Origin of the sequence: Veillonella faecalis, from assembly GCF_024677885.1 — a bacterium.
GTDB classification, from domain to species: Bacteria; Bacillota; Negativicutes; order Veillonellales; family Veillonellaceae; genus Veillonella; species Veillonella nakazawae.
In genome coordinates this window covers 135,025-149,820 of record NZ_JALBWL010000001.1, presented here as the reverse complement: position 1 = coordinate 149,820, position 14,796 = coordinate 135,025, and the positions used below count along the sequence as shown (strand labels likewise).

Sequence of the window (14,796 nt, the reverse complement as noted above, 5' to 3'; positions counted from 1 at the left end):
ATAGAAAAAGCACTCCTATAATGATGTATACATCTCTTCACTGAACAAATCAAAAAGAGTGAACTCATTATTATGAGTGCTTTTACTATTAATATGTGCATTCTCTAACTAAGTTTACCTATTTCACTAAGGCTAGTGAATTCATTATCACCAATAATAATATGATCTAATACTGGTATTCCCATAAACTGACCTGCACTAACAAATAACTTGGTAAGCCGAATATCTTCGTCACTAGGCCGGCTATCGCCAGATGGATGATTATGTATTAAGATAATGGCTGCCGCATTACAAGCTATGGCCTTCTTAAAAACAGCTCGCTGCTCTACGAGGCTAGATACTAAACCTCCATTCGAAATATGTTCTAACTGAATCAACTTATTTCGAGACGTCAACATAGCTGCCCATACATGCTCCACATCTTCGTGTCGCAGGCGCTCCATTACATATTGAGCAATGACAAAAGGTTGAGAAAAATCTTCGTATGTTTCCTTAATTTTTAGTTCCCCTAATCGTCGCCCCATCTCAAGAGCCGCACACAAAGTTACCGCTTTATCTGTGCCAATTCCCTTAATTTTTATAAGCTCTTCAACGGTCATTCTATTAAGACCGTACGCCCCATCATCATAGGACTGTACGATATCACTCGCTAGCGATATGGCAGACTGACCTTTCACCCCAGTACGCAATAAAATAGCTAGCAATTCCTCCATCGCCATATGGGATGGTCCTAAAGCAAGAAATTTTTCACGGGGACGCTGAAATGGTAACATGTCTTTTACACTTACTGTTGGTACTTCCATAGAATCTCTCCATTCAAATAGATAACACCATTTGTAAATCTAACTACACACATCTACTCTCTTACTATATCAATAGCGCACAGCACAGCACAGCACAGCACAGCACAGCACAGCACAGCACAGCACAGCACAGCACAGCACAGCACAGCACAGCACAGCACAGCACAGCACAGCACAGCCGATTATAGCACCATCGCCATCAAATGATAGTATTATTTAGCACCTAATGCTTTACACAATTCATCGTATACATGTTCAACAGGTAATCCTACCACATTGGTATAAGAGCCTTCTATCTTCTCTACCCATAAAGCACCTTTACCTTGTATGCCATAGGCGCCAGCTTTGTCCATAGGTTCGCCACTAGCAATATAGGATTCGATTTCAAAAGGAGCTAATTTTTTAAAATATACCTTTGTTTCATTATGAAAAACTATTTCTTGACCTTTAATAAGCAAGGCTACACCAGTAATTACAGAATGAACTTGGCCTGATAAACGCTCTAGCATATGACGGGCCTCAGATTCATCATGAGGTTTACCTAGCACTTGATTGTCTAATACGACAATCGTATCAGCACCTAGTACGATGCTCCCTTCAGGTACGCCTACAGCCGCACGAGCCTTACCTAAAGCTTGTTCTTTCACCATTTCAATAGGATCATCATAACCCTTATTAGCCTCTTCATAGGTACTTGATACAACAATATGATCAATACCAACTTGTGTTAATAATTCAGTTCTTCGTGGTGATTGGCTCGCCAAATATAATCCAGCCATTTGCACTCCTTTATAGTATATGAATTTTAGTTAATTTCACCGTTTTATAAATAAAACCATTCCAACTAATTTAGATAATATAAATTAGAAAAGATCTGTAAATTAAACAAGAATATCAGGGCCATCCTTTTCAGGTGTTGTTAACTTTTTATAGTACTCTTGTACATCTTCACCATGTTTTACCGCATCAGCACGGACTGCAGCATAAAACACAATGTCCGCTTGAGGCACACGGATACGACCTGGTACATGTTCCTCTAAGATGTCAAAAAATTTATCATCTGCTTTCAATAAAAGGCGACCATTTTGAACCTTATCACCCTTTACAATCGCATATACTAGAGACCAAATAGGACGTGGATCAGAAGTTGAACATTTTCTATATTTATATCGATATTTAATATTTGTCAATAATTCACGTTCAAACTTAAATACGCCATCAATCATATCGTAATCTACCTCAAAATGGCGCTTTCTAAATATAGAAGATTCTTCAATTACTAACTTTGTATCTGTCAAAATATAGGTATATCGACTAACGGCTTGTTTAACAATTACGATGATAGCCATAATTTCAATAAAATATTCTGCTATTAGTATAGTATGCAAGTTAATACTACGATATGTAGTGTAGCCAACACCACATAATAATAGAATAACAAAACATAATACTAGCCACTCTGCACTTTTAGCACGCTGAGATTTTTCTTCATATAATACTGTCATATGTTACCCCTTTAAAAGAACTACTACTTTATAACTATACATTCTATTATAAGGTATTCTAAGTATAAAAACTACAAAAACCCCGCCTATATCTATGATATAGACGGGGTTTTATGACTCTATTAGTCACCTAGTTCAGATACGAACTATATTATTTTTTCAAGGATGCTGTAATACGTTGAGTATCGCGAGCAATCATGATTTCTTCGTTTGTAGGGATTACGAAGATTTTAACTTTGGAGCCTTCAGCACTGATTTCTTGTTCTTTACCGCGGATGTTGTTGCGTTCAGAGTCAATGCGAGTACCCAAGTATTCTAAACCGTTGCAGATTGCATCACGGTTACCGATACCGTTTTCACCGATACCAGCTGTGAATACGATAGCATCAACGCCACCCATAACTGCTGCGAATGCACCAATTACGCGGCGAACTTTGTAATGGAACATGTTCAATGCTAATTGAGCACGTTTGTTACCATTAGATGCTGCTTCTTCGATAACACGGAAGTCATTGGACACACCGGAAATACCAAGTACACCGGATTTTTTATTCATAATAGCGTCTACTTCATCGTAGTTCATGCCAGTTTTGTTCATCAAGAATGGAACGATAGCTGGGTCAATATCACCAGTACGAGTACCCATGATCAAACCAGACAATGGAGTAAAGCCCATTGTAGTATCGATGGAGCGACCACCTTTAATAGCGGATACGGAAGAACCATTACCTAAGTGACATGTGATGATGCGAAGATCAGACATGTGTTTGCCCATCAATTCAGCGCAACGTTGTGCAACATATTTGTGGGATGTACCATGGAAACCGTAACGACGGATGCCATAATCTTCATAGTATTCGTAAGGAAGCGCATACATGTAAGCTTCTTTAGGCATTGTTTGGTGGAATGCAGTATCGAAAACAGCAACTTGTGGTACGTTAGGCATGATAGCTTGGCAAGCTTCGATACCTTGAATGTTTGGTGGGTTATGCAATGGAGCCAATGAGCAGCATTCTTCTAATGCTTCCATAACAGCTGGAGTGATCAATACGGAGTCAGCGAATTTTTCACCGCCATGTACTACACGGTGACCAACAGCGTCGATTTCGTCCATAGACTTAATTACACCATATTCAGCATCAACTAAAATATCAAGTAAAATACGAAGAGCTTCTTTATGATTCAAAATTGGTTCAACGCGTTCTAATTTATCTGCGTTAGGACGTTTATGAGTGAAGATAGCGTCTTGATCACCAATCTTCTCAAAAAGACCTTTTGCCAATTCTGTTTCAGTTGTCATATCAAGTAATTGATATTTCAAGGAAGAACTACCGCAGTTAACTACTAATACGTTCATCGATTAACCCTCTTTCTGTTGTGTAACTTGAATCTTGTTTTGAATTTCTTTGCTGATATCAGCACCTACCTGATCCTTTTCAGGATATTGGTAGACTATATTCCACAATACGCCATGATCTAAGAATACGTATTGAGAAAATCTAAATGTTTGCCCTTGAGTTGTATAAGTCACATCAAGCTTTTTAGCAGACGCGCCTTCTAAAGCTACAGACTCTTCTTTGATGGTGCCGCCAATTTTAGTAAACTCAGATTTGCTGCGGTTAACATACTCATCCACCGTTGGCAATGGTTTATTTTCACCGGCACGCAAAGCCTCAACCTCAATCACCATATGGTCTGTAACAGATCCATAAATATCAATTGGATACCCATCATCAGACATATTTTTTGTGCTTTTACCCATTTCATAAGGCAAAGCAATGGTAATTTCAGATTGACCAGCACGGATAACTTGATGGCCAAAACTATATGTATCCATTACATTTGTAGAGCCACATCCCGCCATTGCTAGTAGCGCAGCACCGAGCAGAGCCCCTTGTAATGTACGTTTCCAATTTTGTTTCATCATATACCTCACATCAATTCAGCATTTACAGTTAATTATAGCCTATAGAACAAATAAAATCTACAAAAAACTTTAGTTTTACACACATTTTTTACATCTATTTCTTTACTATACGGCCTCTTAAGTTCAAAATTTATTTACAGTCTTTCTATGCTTTGTTACACTAACACTAATGAAAGGAGTCACTATGAAAACCATCGGTATTATTTGCGAATACAATCCATTTCACAATGGTCATGCACATCAACTACATACATTAGCTACAAAATACCCTGATGTATTGCGCATCTGCATTATGAGTGGCTCCTTTGTACAACGTGGCGAACCAGCCCTTTTCTCAAAATTCGATCGCGCGCGTTGGGCCATGCTTGGCGGTGCAGATGTTGTTATCGAACTCCCTACACTCTATTCCTTAGGCAGTGCGCAACTTTTTGGGACAGGTGCGGTTCGTTTAATTAAGGCTTTATCCATTGATACGCTTTCTTTTGGTTCTGAAACAACTGATTTAAATCAACTCATTCATACGGCTAAGCGTATGGATTGTGAAAGCACCCAAAATGAATTACGCAATTATTTAAATGAAGGCATGTCCTATGGTACAGCCTTCCGTAAAGCGCTAGGCTCCGAATCACTTAGCACACCTAATGCCTTATTAGGACTTGAATATATCCGTGCTGCAATAAAATATTATCCAAACTTAGAATATATTCCTATTCAGCGTACATCTGATCACCACAATCACAATTTCAATCAAGAGTTACCATCCGGTACGGCATTGCGTCATCTCATCACTACTGCTAATCCCTTAGATATGTGTTCAACGCTTCAAAGTACTATTCCAACACCAATTCTAGCTGATATGACGCATAGAATCACAAATGATGACTATGTCGACTACAATAGATATTACAATATGGTACATATGTTGAGTCGCCGCATGAATATCAATGAATTAGAGCGTTTTGTTGATTTTACTGAAGGTATTGAACACTTGTGGTTAAAAGCAGCACAACAGCCTTCATGGGAATCTGCCATTGAGCAAATAAAATCCAAGCGCTACACCTACGCCCGTTTACAGCGCATGGGTGCATATCTTACATTAGGCATTACGAAAGACTTGATAAATATCGCTATGCAAGACGGTCCTCAATACGCTAGATTACTAGCCTTTAACGACAGAGGACGTCAATGGCTGAGAACTAAACATGACATTCCACTCATTCAAAAATGGGCTAAAGCACCTACTCAGCTCAATAATCTTGGAAAATCTATGCATCATATAGATACGCTAGCGACAGATATACAAGCCTTATGTTTCCATAATGAAGCTAACCGTATAGGCCATACAGACTATACATATACACCACAATATATTAAATAAATAACTTAACTTTGTCATTTATGTTTAGATTTAGATTGAGATAAAAAAACGAGCAGAGCTTAATTTATCTAGATAAATTTAAGCAAACAAAAAGAAGGGGTTACAATACAGGTTATTCCTGTATTGTAACCCCTTCTTCACCATCTAAATCAGCAACGGCAACGCGTACACTTTCAAGATGTGACGTAGGAATATTTTTACCTACATAATCTGCACGAATTGGCAATTCACGGTGGCCACGATCCACGAGAACTGCTAACTGAATTGATTTAGGTCTACCAGATGTCATCAATGCATTTAAAGCTGCACGAATGGTGCGTCCTGTGTAAAGCACATCATCAACGAGGATAATTGTTTTCTCTGTAGTATCAATCGTACATGGTTCGCCTTCTTTTTGGCGAGCATCACGATCATCACGATACATAGCAACATTGAGTGATTCACATTCAATACGAATACCTTCAATGCGTTCGATTTCGGCCTGCAAACGTTTTGCCAAAATAACACCACGTCGTTCAATGCCTACAATAAGAGCATTAGATAAACCTTTATTACGTTCTAGGATTTCGTGACTAATACGACGAATCGCGCGCATAATAGCATCTTGATCCATCAATAAGCGTTTCTTTTCCATATATACGCCCTTATAGCACAGAGTTCTCTATGCCCCTTTACAAATATAGTTAGAAGATTATTTAGTAAACCACAATATAAGGCAGTTATTTCATTTGCATGTATTTACGTTTGTCTACGTTTGTCTACGTTTCTTTACATTTCGTTTGATTTCTTTTCATTTTTTCTCTTATTTACGCTTATCTTCTCGATATGTTTTAGCAAACTCTATACATGCTTTGAAGTCATCTGGAAGAGGCGCCTCAAAATGCATACTTTCACCTGTAATAGGATGTTTTACATCTAGAGATTTAGAATGTAATGCTTGCCCTTCAATAGGGAAATCCATACGACGGTAACCATAGAATGGATCATTAACGACAGGATGTCCAATATGAGCAAAATGAACACGAATTTGATGTGTTCGACCAGTCTCTAAATTACATTCCACCAACGTTTGATGGCCAAAACGTTCAACAACAGTAAAGTGAGTGACTGCATCCTTACTATTTTCAAAGACAACAGCCATTTTCATACGATCCTTAGGATGTCTTCCAATAGGAGCCTTAATTGTGCCCTTCTCTTCTACAATATTACCTTGTACCAAAGCTAAGTACGTCCGTTTAGCCGAATGCTCTTTTACCTGCTCCGCTAGCCCAATATGAGCTGCATCATTCTTGGCAGCCATCATAACACCGGATGTATCCTTATCTAAGCGATGGACAATACCAGGTCTTATTTCACCATTAATACCAGATAAATCTTTGCAATGATATAACAATGCATTCACAAGTGTGCCAGAATAATTGCCCACTGCAGGATGAACAACCATACCACGTGGCTTATTTACAATGATAATATCATGATCTTCGTACAATACATCTAAAGGAATATCTTCCGCCTTTACCTCTACCGATTCAGGCTCTGGTACCTCTACATGAATCACAGTATTTGGTGTAAGTCTAAGATTTGCCTTACCAATCTTATTACCAACAGTAACGTGACCACCTTTTATTAAGCTTTGAATATAGCTACGAGACCCTTCCATTTGTTCAGTTAAAAACACATCTAGTCTCATGCCGTCTTGCTCAGCACTTACAATATATTCGTTCATCCTCTACCTCTCTATGAGTTAAGTATCATATTTAATTAATATTTATCATCATATATTAATTAATCATTTATCATCATCTTTTAATGTAAATAAATAGTAGACTACTAAAGCTACGCCAACACAGATACCAATATCAGCAACATTAAAAATAGGCCATATACGGAAATCAAAAAAATCAACAACGCCATGAAGCATGTAACGATCGATACCATTACCAATGGCGCCAGATACTAATAAAGCAGATCCAATCTGCAACGTCCACGGACCTTTTGACAAGCGCTTCCAATAATACGCACAAGCACCTAGCAAAATAACCGCTACCAATAAGAAGAACCATCGCTGATTAGCTAGCATACCGAACGCAGCACCGCGATTAATAATATATGTTAAATGAAATACATTAGGAATAACTGGTAAAGACTCCCCTAACATAAAATGATTCATTATGTAATATTTAGTCCATTGATCTAATAGTAACCATAGGATTAGTATAATATAAAACAAGATGTACTCCCTTACTATAATATATATCTTAATAGTCCTATTATACTAAGTTAACCAAATTTAGGCAAAATAAAAAGCCCCTCAATGAGGGGCGATTTAATTTGTGATTACTCAGCGGAAATTACAGATACTGGGCAAACGGATTCGCAAGAACCGCAATCGATGCAAGTATCGTTGATTTCATATTTAGTTTCGCCTTCAGAAATAGCAGAAACTGGGCAAACAGATGCGCAAGAACCACATTTAATGCAACCATCAGCAATAACTCTCATAATTAGGACCTCCATAAAAATATAGATCAGAACTTTTTATTATCATTTAGAAAGGCACTTGCCTCAACTTATGTTCTCATTATCACACAGTTCTTTTTGAAAGTCAAATGAAAATGATAAAAAACTGTATATATTTTTGCATATTACTTTTTCATTTTTATCATACAAAGCCTATGTTTATAGGTATTTTGATATTACTTTTCATTTAATTAATTGAATATGATATTCAACAAATGAGAATGTTGTAATTATCAATTTTATAAAATCCTAATCATTATAATAGGAATTTAATTATCAATATTTATTATCATAAAAACTATTTTTTTATTACAACAGATTTAACGCTTATCTATATTTTAATCTAACATATAAACTTCACTCTAAAAAAGGCCGAATCATACGATTCGACCTCATTTATATTTATAAAGTAAAGTAATATCTTTACTATTATTCACTATATAACAATAATACTATTTTTTTCTTATAGCACTTAGAAAGATGTTAAGAATGTTAGTGTACCTAAAATAACGCCTGCAAGGTTTGGTACGATTAAAATATAATCACGTTTAGGTGATTTTGTCCAACCATATAATACCCAGATCAAACAGGATACTGCTGCAAATAATGGTTGCCATGGTTGACTAGGTTGACCATGAAGATTAGCAATTATTTGTGGGATATAGGCTAAAAATACAAATACACCAATAAATGCACCAATAGAACCAACTAACATGTTAAATCTTTCTTTTGTCATAGATGAACTCCTTATTCAACATTACATTATTATATATTACACAATATACTATATCATATTTTTTTCGATGTAGTCAATTGTGTAAAATTAATCATGCAAATTAGTTTAATTCATATTGCTTTTGATTACACTTATATGTAATCTATATTAAAATCATATAGGCTAAAATCATAAAAAACGAGGCCGAATCTTACGATTCGACCTCGTGTGTGCTTGTATAGTAGAGTAACCTATCCCCTATTATTTACCAGGGAAGAATGGCCATACCATTGGAATGATAATTAAGCTTACTACGAAGCAAACTAAAATCAATGGAACGCCGGCTTTTACATAGTCTGTAAATTTGTATTGACCAGGGCCAAGTACTAATGTATTTGGAGGTGTACCTACAGGTGTACCGAATGCACAAGATGCAGCAACGCCGATAGCCATCAATACAGCATGAGGGTCAGCGCCCATACCTTGAGCAATGGAGATACCGATAGGAGCCAATAATGCGCAAGATGCTGTGTTAGACATAAATTGAGTCATAACACAAGACAATGCGAATAATACTGCTGTTGCAAAGTAAGGGCTAGGGTCAGAACCCATAACACCGATTACTGCATTAGCAATCATTTTGCCTGCACCAGATTGATCAAGTGCAGTTGCTACTGGCATCATACCAGCGAATAAGAAGATTGTTACCCAGTCAATAGATGTGTAAGCTTGTTTTTCGTTCAAGCAACCAGTTAATACGCAAAGCATTGCGCCAATAACTGCAACCATGCTCAATGGTAAGTTGATACCATAACCTTTTAGGAAGTCACCTAAAATCATAGCAATGATTACGCCTAAAAGAATAAGACCAGAGTATAATTGTTTCTTAGGATCGTTAGAAATATCTTCAGCAGCTACTTCTTGTTCAACGTCGCCAGCATCTTGAATTTCATGCTTAGGCAATAAATGTTTACCAATAAGCATCATAAATGCGATAGTTGCGACAGTCAAAGGAATACCGATCCAAGCAAATTCAAAGAAACCAAATGGTTGTTCACCAAATTTAGTTAATGTACCACTTACAATAATGTTTGGAGGTGTACCAACCATTGTAATGATACCACCAATACCTGCAGCGAATGCTAAAGGCATCAATTGGCGAGATGCAGGAATCTTAGCAACAGCACAGATACCAACAACTACAGGAAGTAAAGCAGCTGTAGTACCAGTGTTAGATAAGAATGCGGACATAGTTGCTGTAACAACCATGATTGCTAGCATTAAGCCATTTTCGCTAGTACCAGCATGAGATACTACTGTTTCCCCAATTTTTTGAGCCAAACCAGTGTAGAACAATGCTGCACCAACAACGAACATGCCAGCAAACAACACAACTGTACTATCAGATAAACCAGAGAATACAACCTTAGGAGTAATAATACCCATAAGGCCAAGTGTAATAGCGCCGCCTAAAGAAGTAATAGCTAAAGGAATAATTTCCGTAACAAATAAAACAGCCATGACTGCGAGGACGATTAAGGTTTGTTCTGCAGTACCCATACATCATCATCTCCCTTCAGAGAAATGCACTGATATAGTTATAAGAGGTATAAAATATAACCTACGATACCAATGGCGGAAGCCATCAAAAAAGTAATCCCATATCCCTCTCTTGTTTTAGGATACCCAAAGAATAAGGTTTCACCTAAAAATCCTCGGCGATTAAACCAAGTATATTTAGTTCTGCGTTGAAACCATTTAGCTTTGCCTTCAACACCGATAATCAGTGCCGTAATAAAAAATACAATAAATGCCCAGATAAAACAAATCAGTATTTTTAATTCTACAGATAACAAGTGACCACCTCTACTAAATTTAAAGCACTAGAAGGTTATTGTGTGAATGCTTGTATCACCTAATGACCGATCTGAAAAGCATTTATTGCAAATATACCCTATTTATGCATGAATACATAGATTTGAAGGGTTTTTATATTCACCAATAGGTGTACCTAATTAGGCACACCTTGGTGAATAATTATTAAATTACTAGTGGTTGGACAACATAGCAAGCATTGTACCTGCTGCTACTGCTGTACCGATAACGCCAGCTACGTTTGGACCCATAGCATGCATGAGCAAGAAGTTAGCTGGGTTAGCTTTCGCACCTACAACTTGAGATACGCGAGCCGCCATTGGAACCGCGGATACACCAGCAGAACCAATAAGTGGATTTGTTTTACCACCATCTACTAAGCTCATCAATTTACCGAATAATACGCCACCAGCAGTACCACCGATGAATGCAACTAAACCTAAGCAAATGATAAGGAGTGTTTGCACGCTTAAGAAGTGTTCCGCACTCATTGTTAAACCAGTACCAGTTGCTAAGAAGATAGTAACAGTATTGATCAAAGCATTTTGAGATGTATCGGACAAACGATCAGTTACGCCAGATTCACGGAACAAGTTACCTAACATCAACATACCTAAAAGGGATGTAATGGAAGGAAGCAATAAGGAAATGAAGATCGTAGAAATAATTGGGAATACGATTTTTTCAAAACGTGTAACTTCACGCAATTGTTCCATAACAATTTCGCGTTCTTTTTGCGTAGTGAATAATTTCATTACAGGTGGTTGAATCAACGGTACCAAGGACATATAGGAATATGCGGCAACCGCGATTGCACCTAATAAATGAGGAGCTAGCTTAGTAGCTAAATAAATGGATGTAGGACCGTCAGCACCACCGATGATACCGATAGCAGCCGCTTCTTGAGCTGTGAAGCCAAGCATCATTGCGCCACCTAAAGCAACGAATACGCCGATTTGAGCAGCAGCACCTAAAAGCAATGTTTTAGGATTAGCAATGAGTGGACCAAAGTCAGTCATTGCACCTACACCAAGGAAAATTAAAGGTGGGAAGATTTCTTGAGAGATACCTGCACTAATAAGAGCCATAACGCCTTCTTCGAAGCCATTACGAGGAATATTAGCAAGTACACAACCAAACGCAATCGGACCCAACAATAATGGTTCAAACTCTTTAGCAAATGCCAAGTACAATAGGATCAAACCTACAAGAATCATAATAGCATTGCCTGTTGTAAATGCGAGGAACCCGCTATCAGTTATAACGGATTGAATCGCAACAGCAAAAGCCTCCATATGCGTTCCCCTTTCACAAATATAAAATTGTTATACGACGCGGACTAGCCGCGTCATACACAACTTGGTATTAACCAAGAACAACCATGTCATCGCCAGTGGATACAGTTTGGTTAGCAGCTACGCGAACTTCTGCAACTACAGCATCATGAGGAGCTGCGATTTCGTTTTGCATTTTCATAGCTTCAAGAATCAACAAAGTTTCGCCTTTTTTAACTGCTTGACCAGCGGATACTGCTACAGATAAGATTTTACCAGGCATTGGAGCTTTTACAGTTTCAGCACCTGCTGGAACTGGAGCTGCTGCTGCAGCTGGAGCTGGAGCTGGTGCAGGAGCTGCTTTAGGAGCTGCTGCTGGAGCTGCTTTAGGAGCCGCTGCAGGAGCTGCTGCAGGAGCTGCTGCTTTTACTTCATTAACTTCTACATCATATGCTGTGCCATTTACTGTAACGTTGAATTTTTTCATTTTAAATTCCTCCAAAATGTGTATGTCTACACAATACTTATAAATTTCTTTTACACATATAAATTAGATAATCTATTGAATTATCAAATTAGCCTATAATCTTATCGATTACCACGCAAACGGCCTTCCATTTTCCAATTATAGCTTACGATTGGACGGATATGCGCGATTTGATCAGCGGAATAACCCATTGCCGCTAATGCACCAACGATTACTGCTACTACATCTTGAGATGGAGCTTTACCGTTAGTTGTTGTAGCATTGCTCATTACAAATGCCTCCTAAAATTTTATTAACCTCTACCGCTTAAACGACCTTCCAAGCGCCATTTAGCGCTGGTTGCTGTAGGTCGAATAGATGCAATTTGTTCAGATGAATACCCCATCGCCACAATGGCACCTACGATAGCTGCTACTACTTCATCCTCATTTTGAGCAGATGCACTTGGTGCAGCCACTGGAGTAGCTGCTGGAGCCGCAACAGGTGCACTTGCTGGTACTTCTTTTTTCTTCTTAGTAGGGTCAATCAAATGAACAATTGTCATTAAAACACCTAAAAGAATCAACACAACAAATACAACTGTCATATTAATGGCCATGATTAACCAAGGATTGGTAGTAACTGCTTGTCCTTCCATAATCATTCCCCTTTCTAAAAAATTAGTAAAGAAAGGTATCTCCCAAATTCGATGTTCTTGTTATCGAAACGAATTATAATGGAATATTACCATGTTTCTTTGGAGCACGGTTTTCGCGTTTGCTTGCAAGCATTGCCAAAGCGTTGATAACTGCTGGACGAGTTTGTTTTGGTTCGATTACAACGTCTACGAAGCCACGTTCTGCAGCTTTGTATGGAGTTGCGAACTCTTCTACGTATTTAGCTGTTTTAGCATCTTTATCTTCGTCTTTCTTGAAGATAATGTTAGCTGCACCAGCAGGACCCATTACAGCGATTTCGGATGTAGGCCAAGCGTATACTTGGTCAGCGCCCAAATCTTGGGAACACATAGCGAGGTAAGAACCGCCGTATGCTTTACGAGTGATAACAGTAATTTTTGGTACTGTAGCTTCAGAGTAAGCATACAACATTTTAGCACCATGACGAATGATACCGCCCCATTCTTGATTTGTGCCAGGCAAGAAACCAGGAACGTCAACAAAGTTAACGATTGGAATATTGAAAGCATCACAGAAACGGATGAAACGGGAAGATTTGTCGGATGCATTGATGTCCAAGCAACCAGCCATTACTTTTGGTTGGTTAGCAATGATACCAACGGATTGACCGTCAAAACGTGCGAAACAAGTAATAATATTTGTAGCATAGAATGGTTGTACTTCATAGTATTCACCATTATCTACAGTAGCTGCGATAACATCTTTCATGTCGTATGGCATGTTACTGTTATCAGGCAACAAGCTGTTCAAGCCTTCGTCTTCGCGAGTTGGATCATCGCCAGTATCTACTAATGGAGCATCTTCCATATTATTGGATGGCAAGAAGCCTAATAAGTAGCGAATTTGAGCGATGCAATCATCTTCATCTTCAGCTGCAAAGTGAGCAACACCAGACACAGAGTTGTGAGCCATTGCGCCACCAAGGTCTTCAGCTGTTACTTCTTCACCAGTTACAGATTTGATAACTGCAGGACCAGTGATGAACATTTGAGATGTGTTTTTAACCATGTAGATGAAGTCAGTTAATGCTGGAGAATATACAGCACCACCTGCACATGGGCCCATGATTACGGAAATTTGTGGAATAACGCCAGATGCATTTGTATTTTCAAAGAAAATTTTACCGTAACCAGCAAGCGCATCTACTGCTTCTTGAATACGAGCACCGCCGGAATCATTGATACCAACGATAGGAGCACCCATTTTCATTGCTAAACGTTGTACTTTAACAATTTTAGCAGCATGCATTTCACCAAGAGAACCACCTTCTACAGTGAAGTCTTGTGCAAATGCATATACTAAACGACCGTCAATAGTACCATAACCAGTTACTACACCTTCGCCTGGTAATTCTTTCTTTTCTTGACCGAAGTTAACACAACGATGTTTAACAAATTGATCAAGTTCAACGAAAGAGTTATCATCGAATAATTTAGCCAAACGTTCACGAGCAGTCATTTTGCCTTGAGCATGTTGTTTCTCAACGCGTTTTTCACCGCCACCAGCTTTAACTTTAGCTAGTTTTTCGTGCAATAACTCGATTTTTTCTTGCACTGTTGCCATTATAGCACCTCCAAATAAAACTTGTTACAGTATCATTTTATTTCATAAATAATTAAAGTTCAAGCATGCATA

18 protein-coding genes are annotated in these 14,796 nt (G+C 38.2%); 1 reads left to right on the top strand and 17 read right to left on the bottom strand.

Features of this window, described 5'->3' with window-relative positions; genetic code table 11:
* Nucleotides 1-104: 104 nt before the first annotated feature.
* The 5 genes from radC to MOQ65_RS00685 all read right to left on the bottom strand — a co-directional run bounded on the left by radC (nucleotide 105) and on the right by MOQ65_RS00685 (nucleotide 4,232).
* Entirely contained in the window at nucleotides 105-803 is a 699-nt protein-coding gene (radC, locus tag MOQ65_RS00705) for a RadC family protein (protein WP_257846354.1), read from the bottom strand.
* A 212-nt stretch (nucleotides 804-1,015) separates the two neighbouring features.
* Complete coding sequence (locus MOQ65_RS00700) at nucleotides 1,016-1,582, bottom strand: Maf family protein (RefSeq protein WP_105085903.1); 567 nt, start codon at nucleotides 1,580-1,582, stop codon at nucleotides 1,016-1,018.
* Between the two features lie 102 nt (nucleotides 1,583-1,684).
* A complete protein-coding gene (locus tag MOQ65_RS00695) occupies nucleotides 1,685-2,308 on the bottom strand; it encodes a hypothetical protein (RefSeq protein WP_129823183.1) in 624 nt (207 codons plus the stop codon).
* A gap of 151 nt (nucleotides 2,309-2,459) precedes the next feature.
* Entirely contained in the window at nucleotides 2,460-3,665 is a 1,206-nt protein-coding gene (locus tag MOQ65_RS00690; protein WP_105089434.1) for an acetate/propionate family kinase, read from the bottom strand.
* A gap of 3 nt (nucleotides 3,666-3,668) precedes the next feature.
* Complete coding sequence (locus MOQ65_RS00685) at nucleotides 3,669-4,232, bottom strand: hypothetical protein (protein WP_039969076.1); 564 nt, start codon at nucleotides 4,230-4,232, stop codon at nucleotides 3,669-3,671.
* 187 nt (nucleotides 4,233-4,419) lie between these two features.
* Between MOQ65_RS00685 and MOQ65_RS00680 the strand changes: the two genes are divergently transcribed.
* Nucleotides 4,420-5,613 carry a tRNA(Met) cytidine acetate ligase gene (locus tag MOQ65_RS00680; RefSeq protein ID WP_257846353.1) on the top strand — a complete coding sequence of 398 codons (1,194 nt, stop codon included), beginning with the start codon at nucleotides 4,420-4,422 and terminating at the stop codon, nucleotides 5,611-5,613.
* Nucleotides 5,614-5,725: 112 nt separating this feature from the next.
* On the opposite strand, the gene pyrR is transcribed toward MOQ65_RS00680, so the two are convergent.
* The 12 genes from pyrR to mmdA all read right to left on the bottom strand — a co-directional run bounded on the left by pyrR (nucleotide 5,726) and on the right by mmdA (nucleotide 14,724).
* Entirely contained in the window at nucleotides 5,726-6,247 is a 522-nt protein-coding gene (gene pyrR, locus MOQ65_RS00675; protein WP_156720047.1) for a bifunctional pyr operon transcriptional regulator/uracil phosphoribosyltransferase PyrR, read from the bottom strand.
* A 168-nt stretch (nucleotides 6,248-6,415) separates the two neighbouring features.
* A complete protein-coding gene (locus MOQ65_RS00670) occupies nucleotides 6,416-7,339 on the bottom strand; it encodes an RluA family pseudouridine synthase (protein WP_213466896.1) in 924 nt (307 codons plus the stop codon).
* 63 nt (nucleotides 7,340-7,402) lie between these two features.
* Entirely contained in the window at nucleotides 7,403-7,843 is a 441-nt protein-coding gene (gene lspA / locus MOQ65_RS00665; RefSeq protein ID WP_213466897.1) for a signal peptidase II, read from the bottom strand.
* Nucleotides 7,844-7,950: 107 nt separating this feature from the next.
* Nucleotides 7,951-8,115 (bottom strand): 4Fe-4S ferredoxin, encoded by a 165-nt coding sequence (fdxA, locus tag MOQ65_RS00660; protein WP_005386021.1) that lies wholly within the window; start codon nucleotides 8,113-8,115, stop codon nucleotides 7,951-7,953.
* 490 nt (nucleotides 8,116-8,605) lie between these two features.
* Nucleotides 8,606-8,869 carry a SemiSWEET family transporter gene (locus MOQ65_RS00655; RefSeq protein WP_004696474.1) on the bottom strand — a complete coding sequence of 88 codons (264 nt, stop codon included), beginning with the start codon at nucleotides 8,867-8,869 and terminating at the stop codon, nucleotides 8,606-8,608.
* Between the two features lie 240 nt (nucleotides 8,870-9,109).
* The gene (locus MOQ65_RS00650; RefSeq protein ID WP_156719028.1) at nucleotides 9,110-10,408 is read right to left on the bottom strand and encodes an SLC13 family permease; all 1,299 of its coding nucleotides are present in this window, start codon (nucleotides 10,406-10,408) and stop codon (nucleotides 9,110-9,112) included.
* Nucleotides 10,409-10,446: 38 nt separating this feature from the next.
* Nucleotides 10,447-10,704, bottom strand: a complete 258-nt coding sequence (locus MOQ65_RS00645; protein WP_005377387.1) for a hypothetical protein — start codon at nucleotides 10,702-10,704, stop codon at nucleotides 10,447-10,449.
* Between the two features lie 192 nt (nucleotides 10,705-10,896).
* Nucleotides 10,897-12,018 (bottom strand): methylmalonyl-CoA decarboxylase subunit beta, encoded by a 1,122-nt coding sequence (gene mmdB / locus MOQ65_RS00640; protein WP_105094080.1) that lies wholly within the window; start codon nucleotides 12,016-12,018, stop codon nucleotides 10,897-10,899.
* A gap of 70 nt (nucleotides 12,019-12,088) precedes the next feature.
* Entirely contained in the window at nucleotides 12,089-12,484 is a 396-nt protein-coding gene (gene mmdC, locus MOQ65_RS00635; protein ID WP_257846352.1) for a methylmalonyl-CoA decarboxylase subunit gamma, read from the bottom strand.
* A 101-nt stretch (nucleotides 12,485-12,585) separates the two neighbouring features.
* The gene (gene mmdE / locus MOQ65_RS00630; protein ID WP_004696483.1) at nucleotides 12,586-12,753 is read right to left on the bottom strand and encodes a methylmalonyl-CoA decarboxylase subunit epsilon; all 168 of its coding nucleotides are present in this window, start codon (nucleotides 12,751-12,753) and stop codon (nucleotides 12,586-12,588) included.
* A gap of 23 nt (nucleotides 12,754-12,776) precedes the next feature.
* Complete coding sequence (gene mmdD, locus MOQ65_RS00625; protein ID WP_105085913.1) at nucleotides 12,777-13,121, bottom strand: methylmalonyl-CoA decarboxylase subunit delta; 345 nt, start codon at nucleotides 13,119-13,121, stop codon at nucleotides 12,777-12,779.
* Nucleotides 13,122-13,194: 73 nt separating this feature from the next.
* Entirely contained in the window at nucleotides 13,195-14,724 is a 1,530-nt protein-coding gene (gene mmdA / locus MOQ65_RS00620; RefSeq protein ID WP_105085914.1) for a methylmalonyl-CoA decarboxylase subunit alpha, read from the bottom strand.
* Nucleotides 14,725-14,796 lie beyond the last annotated feature (72 nt).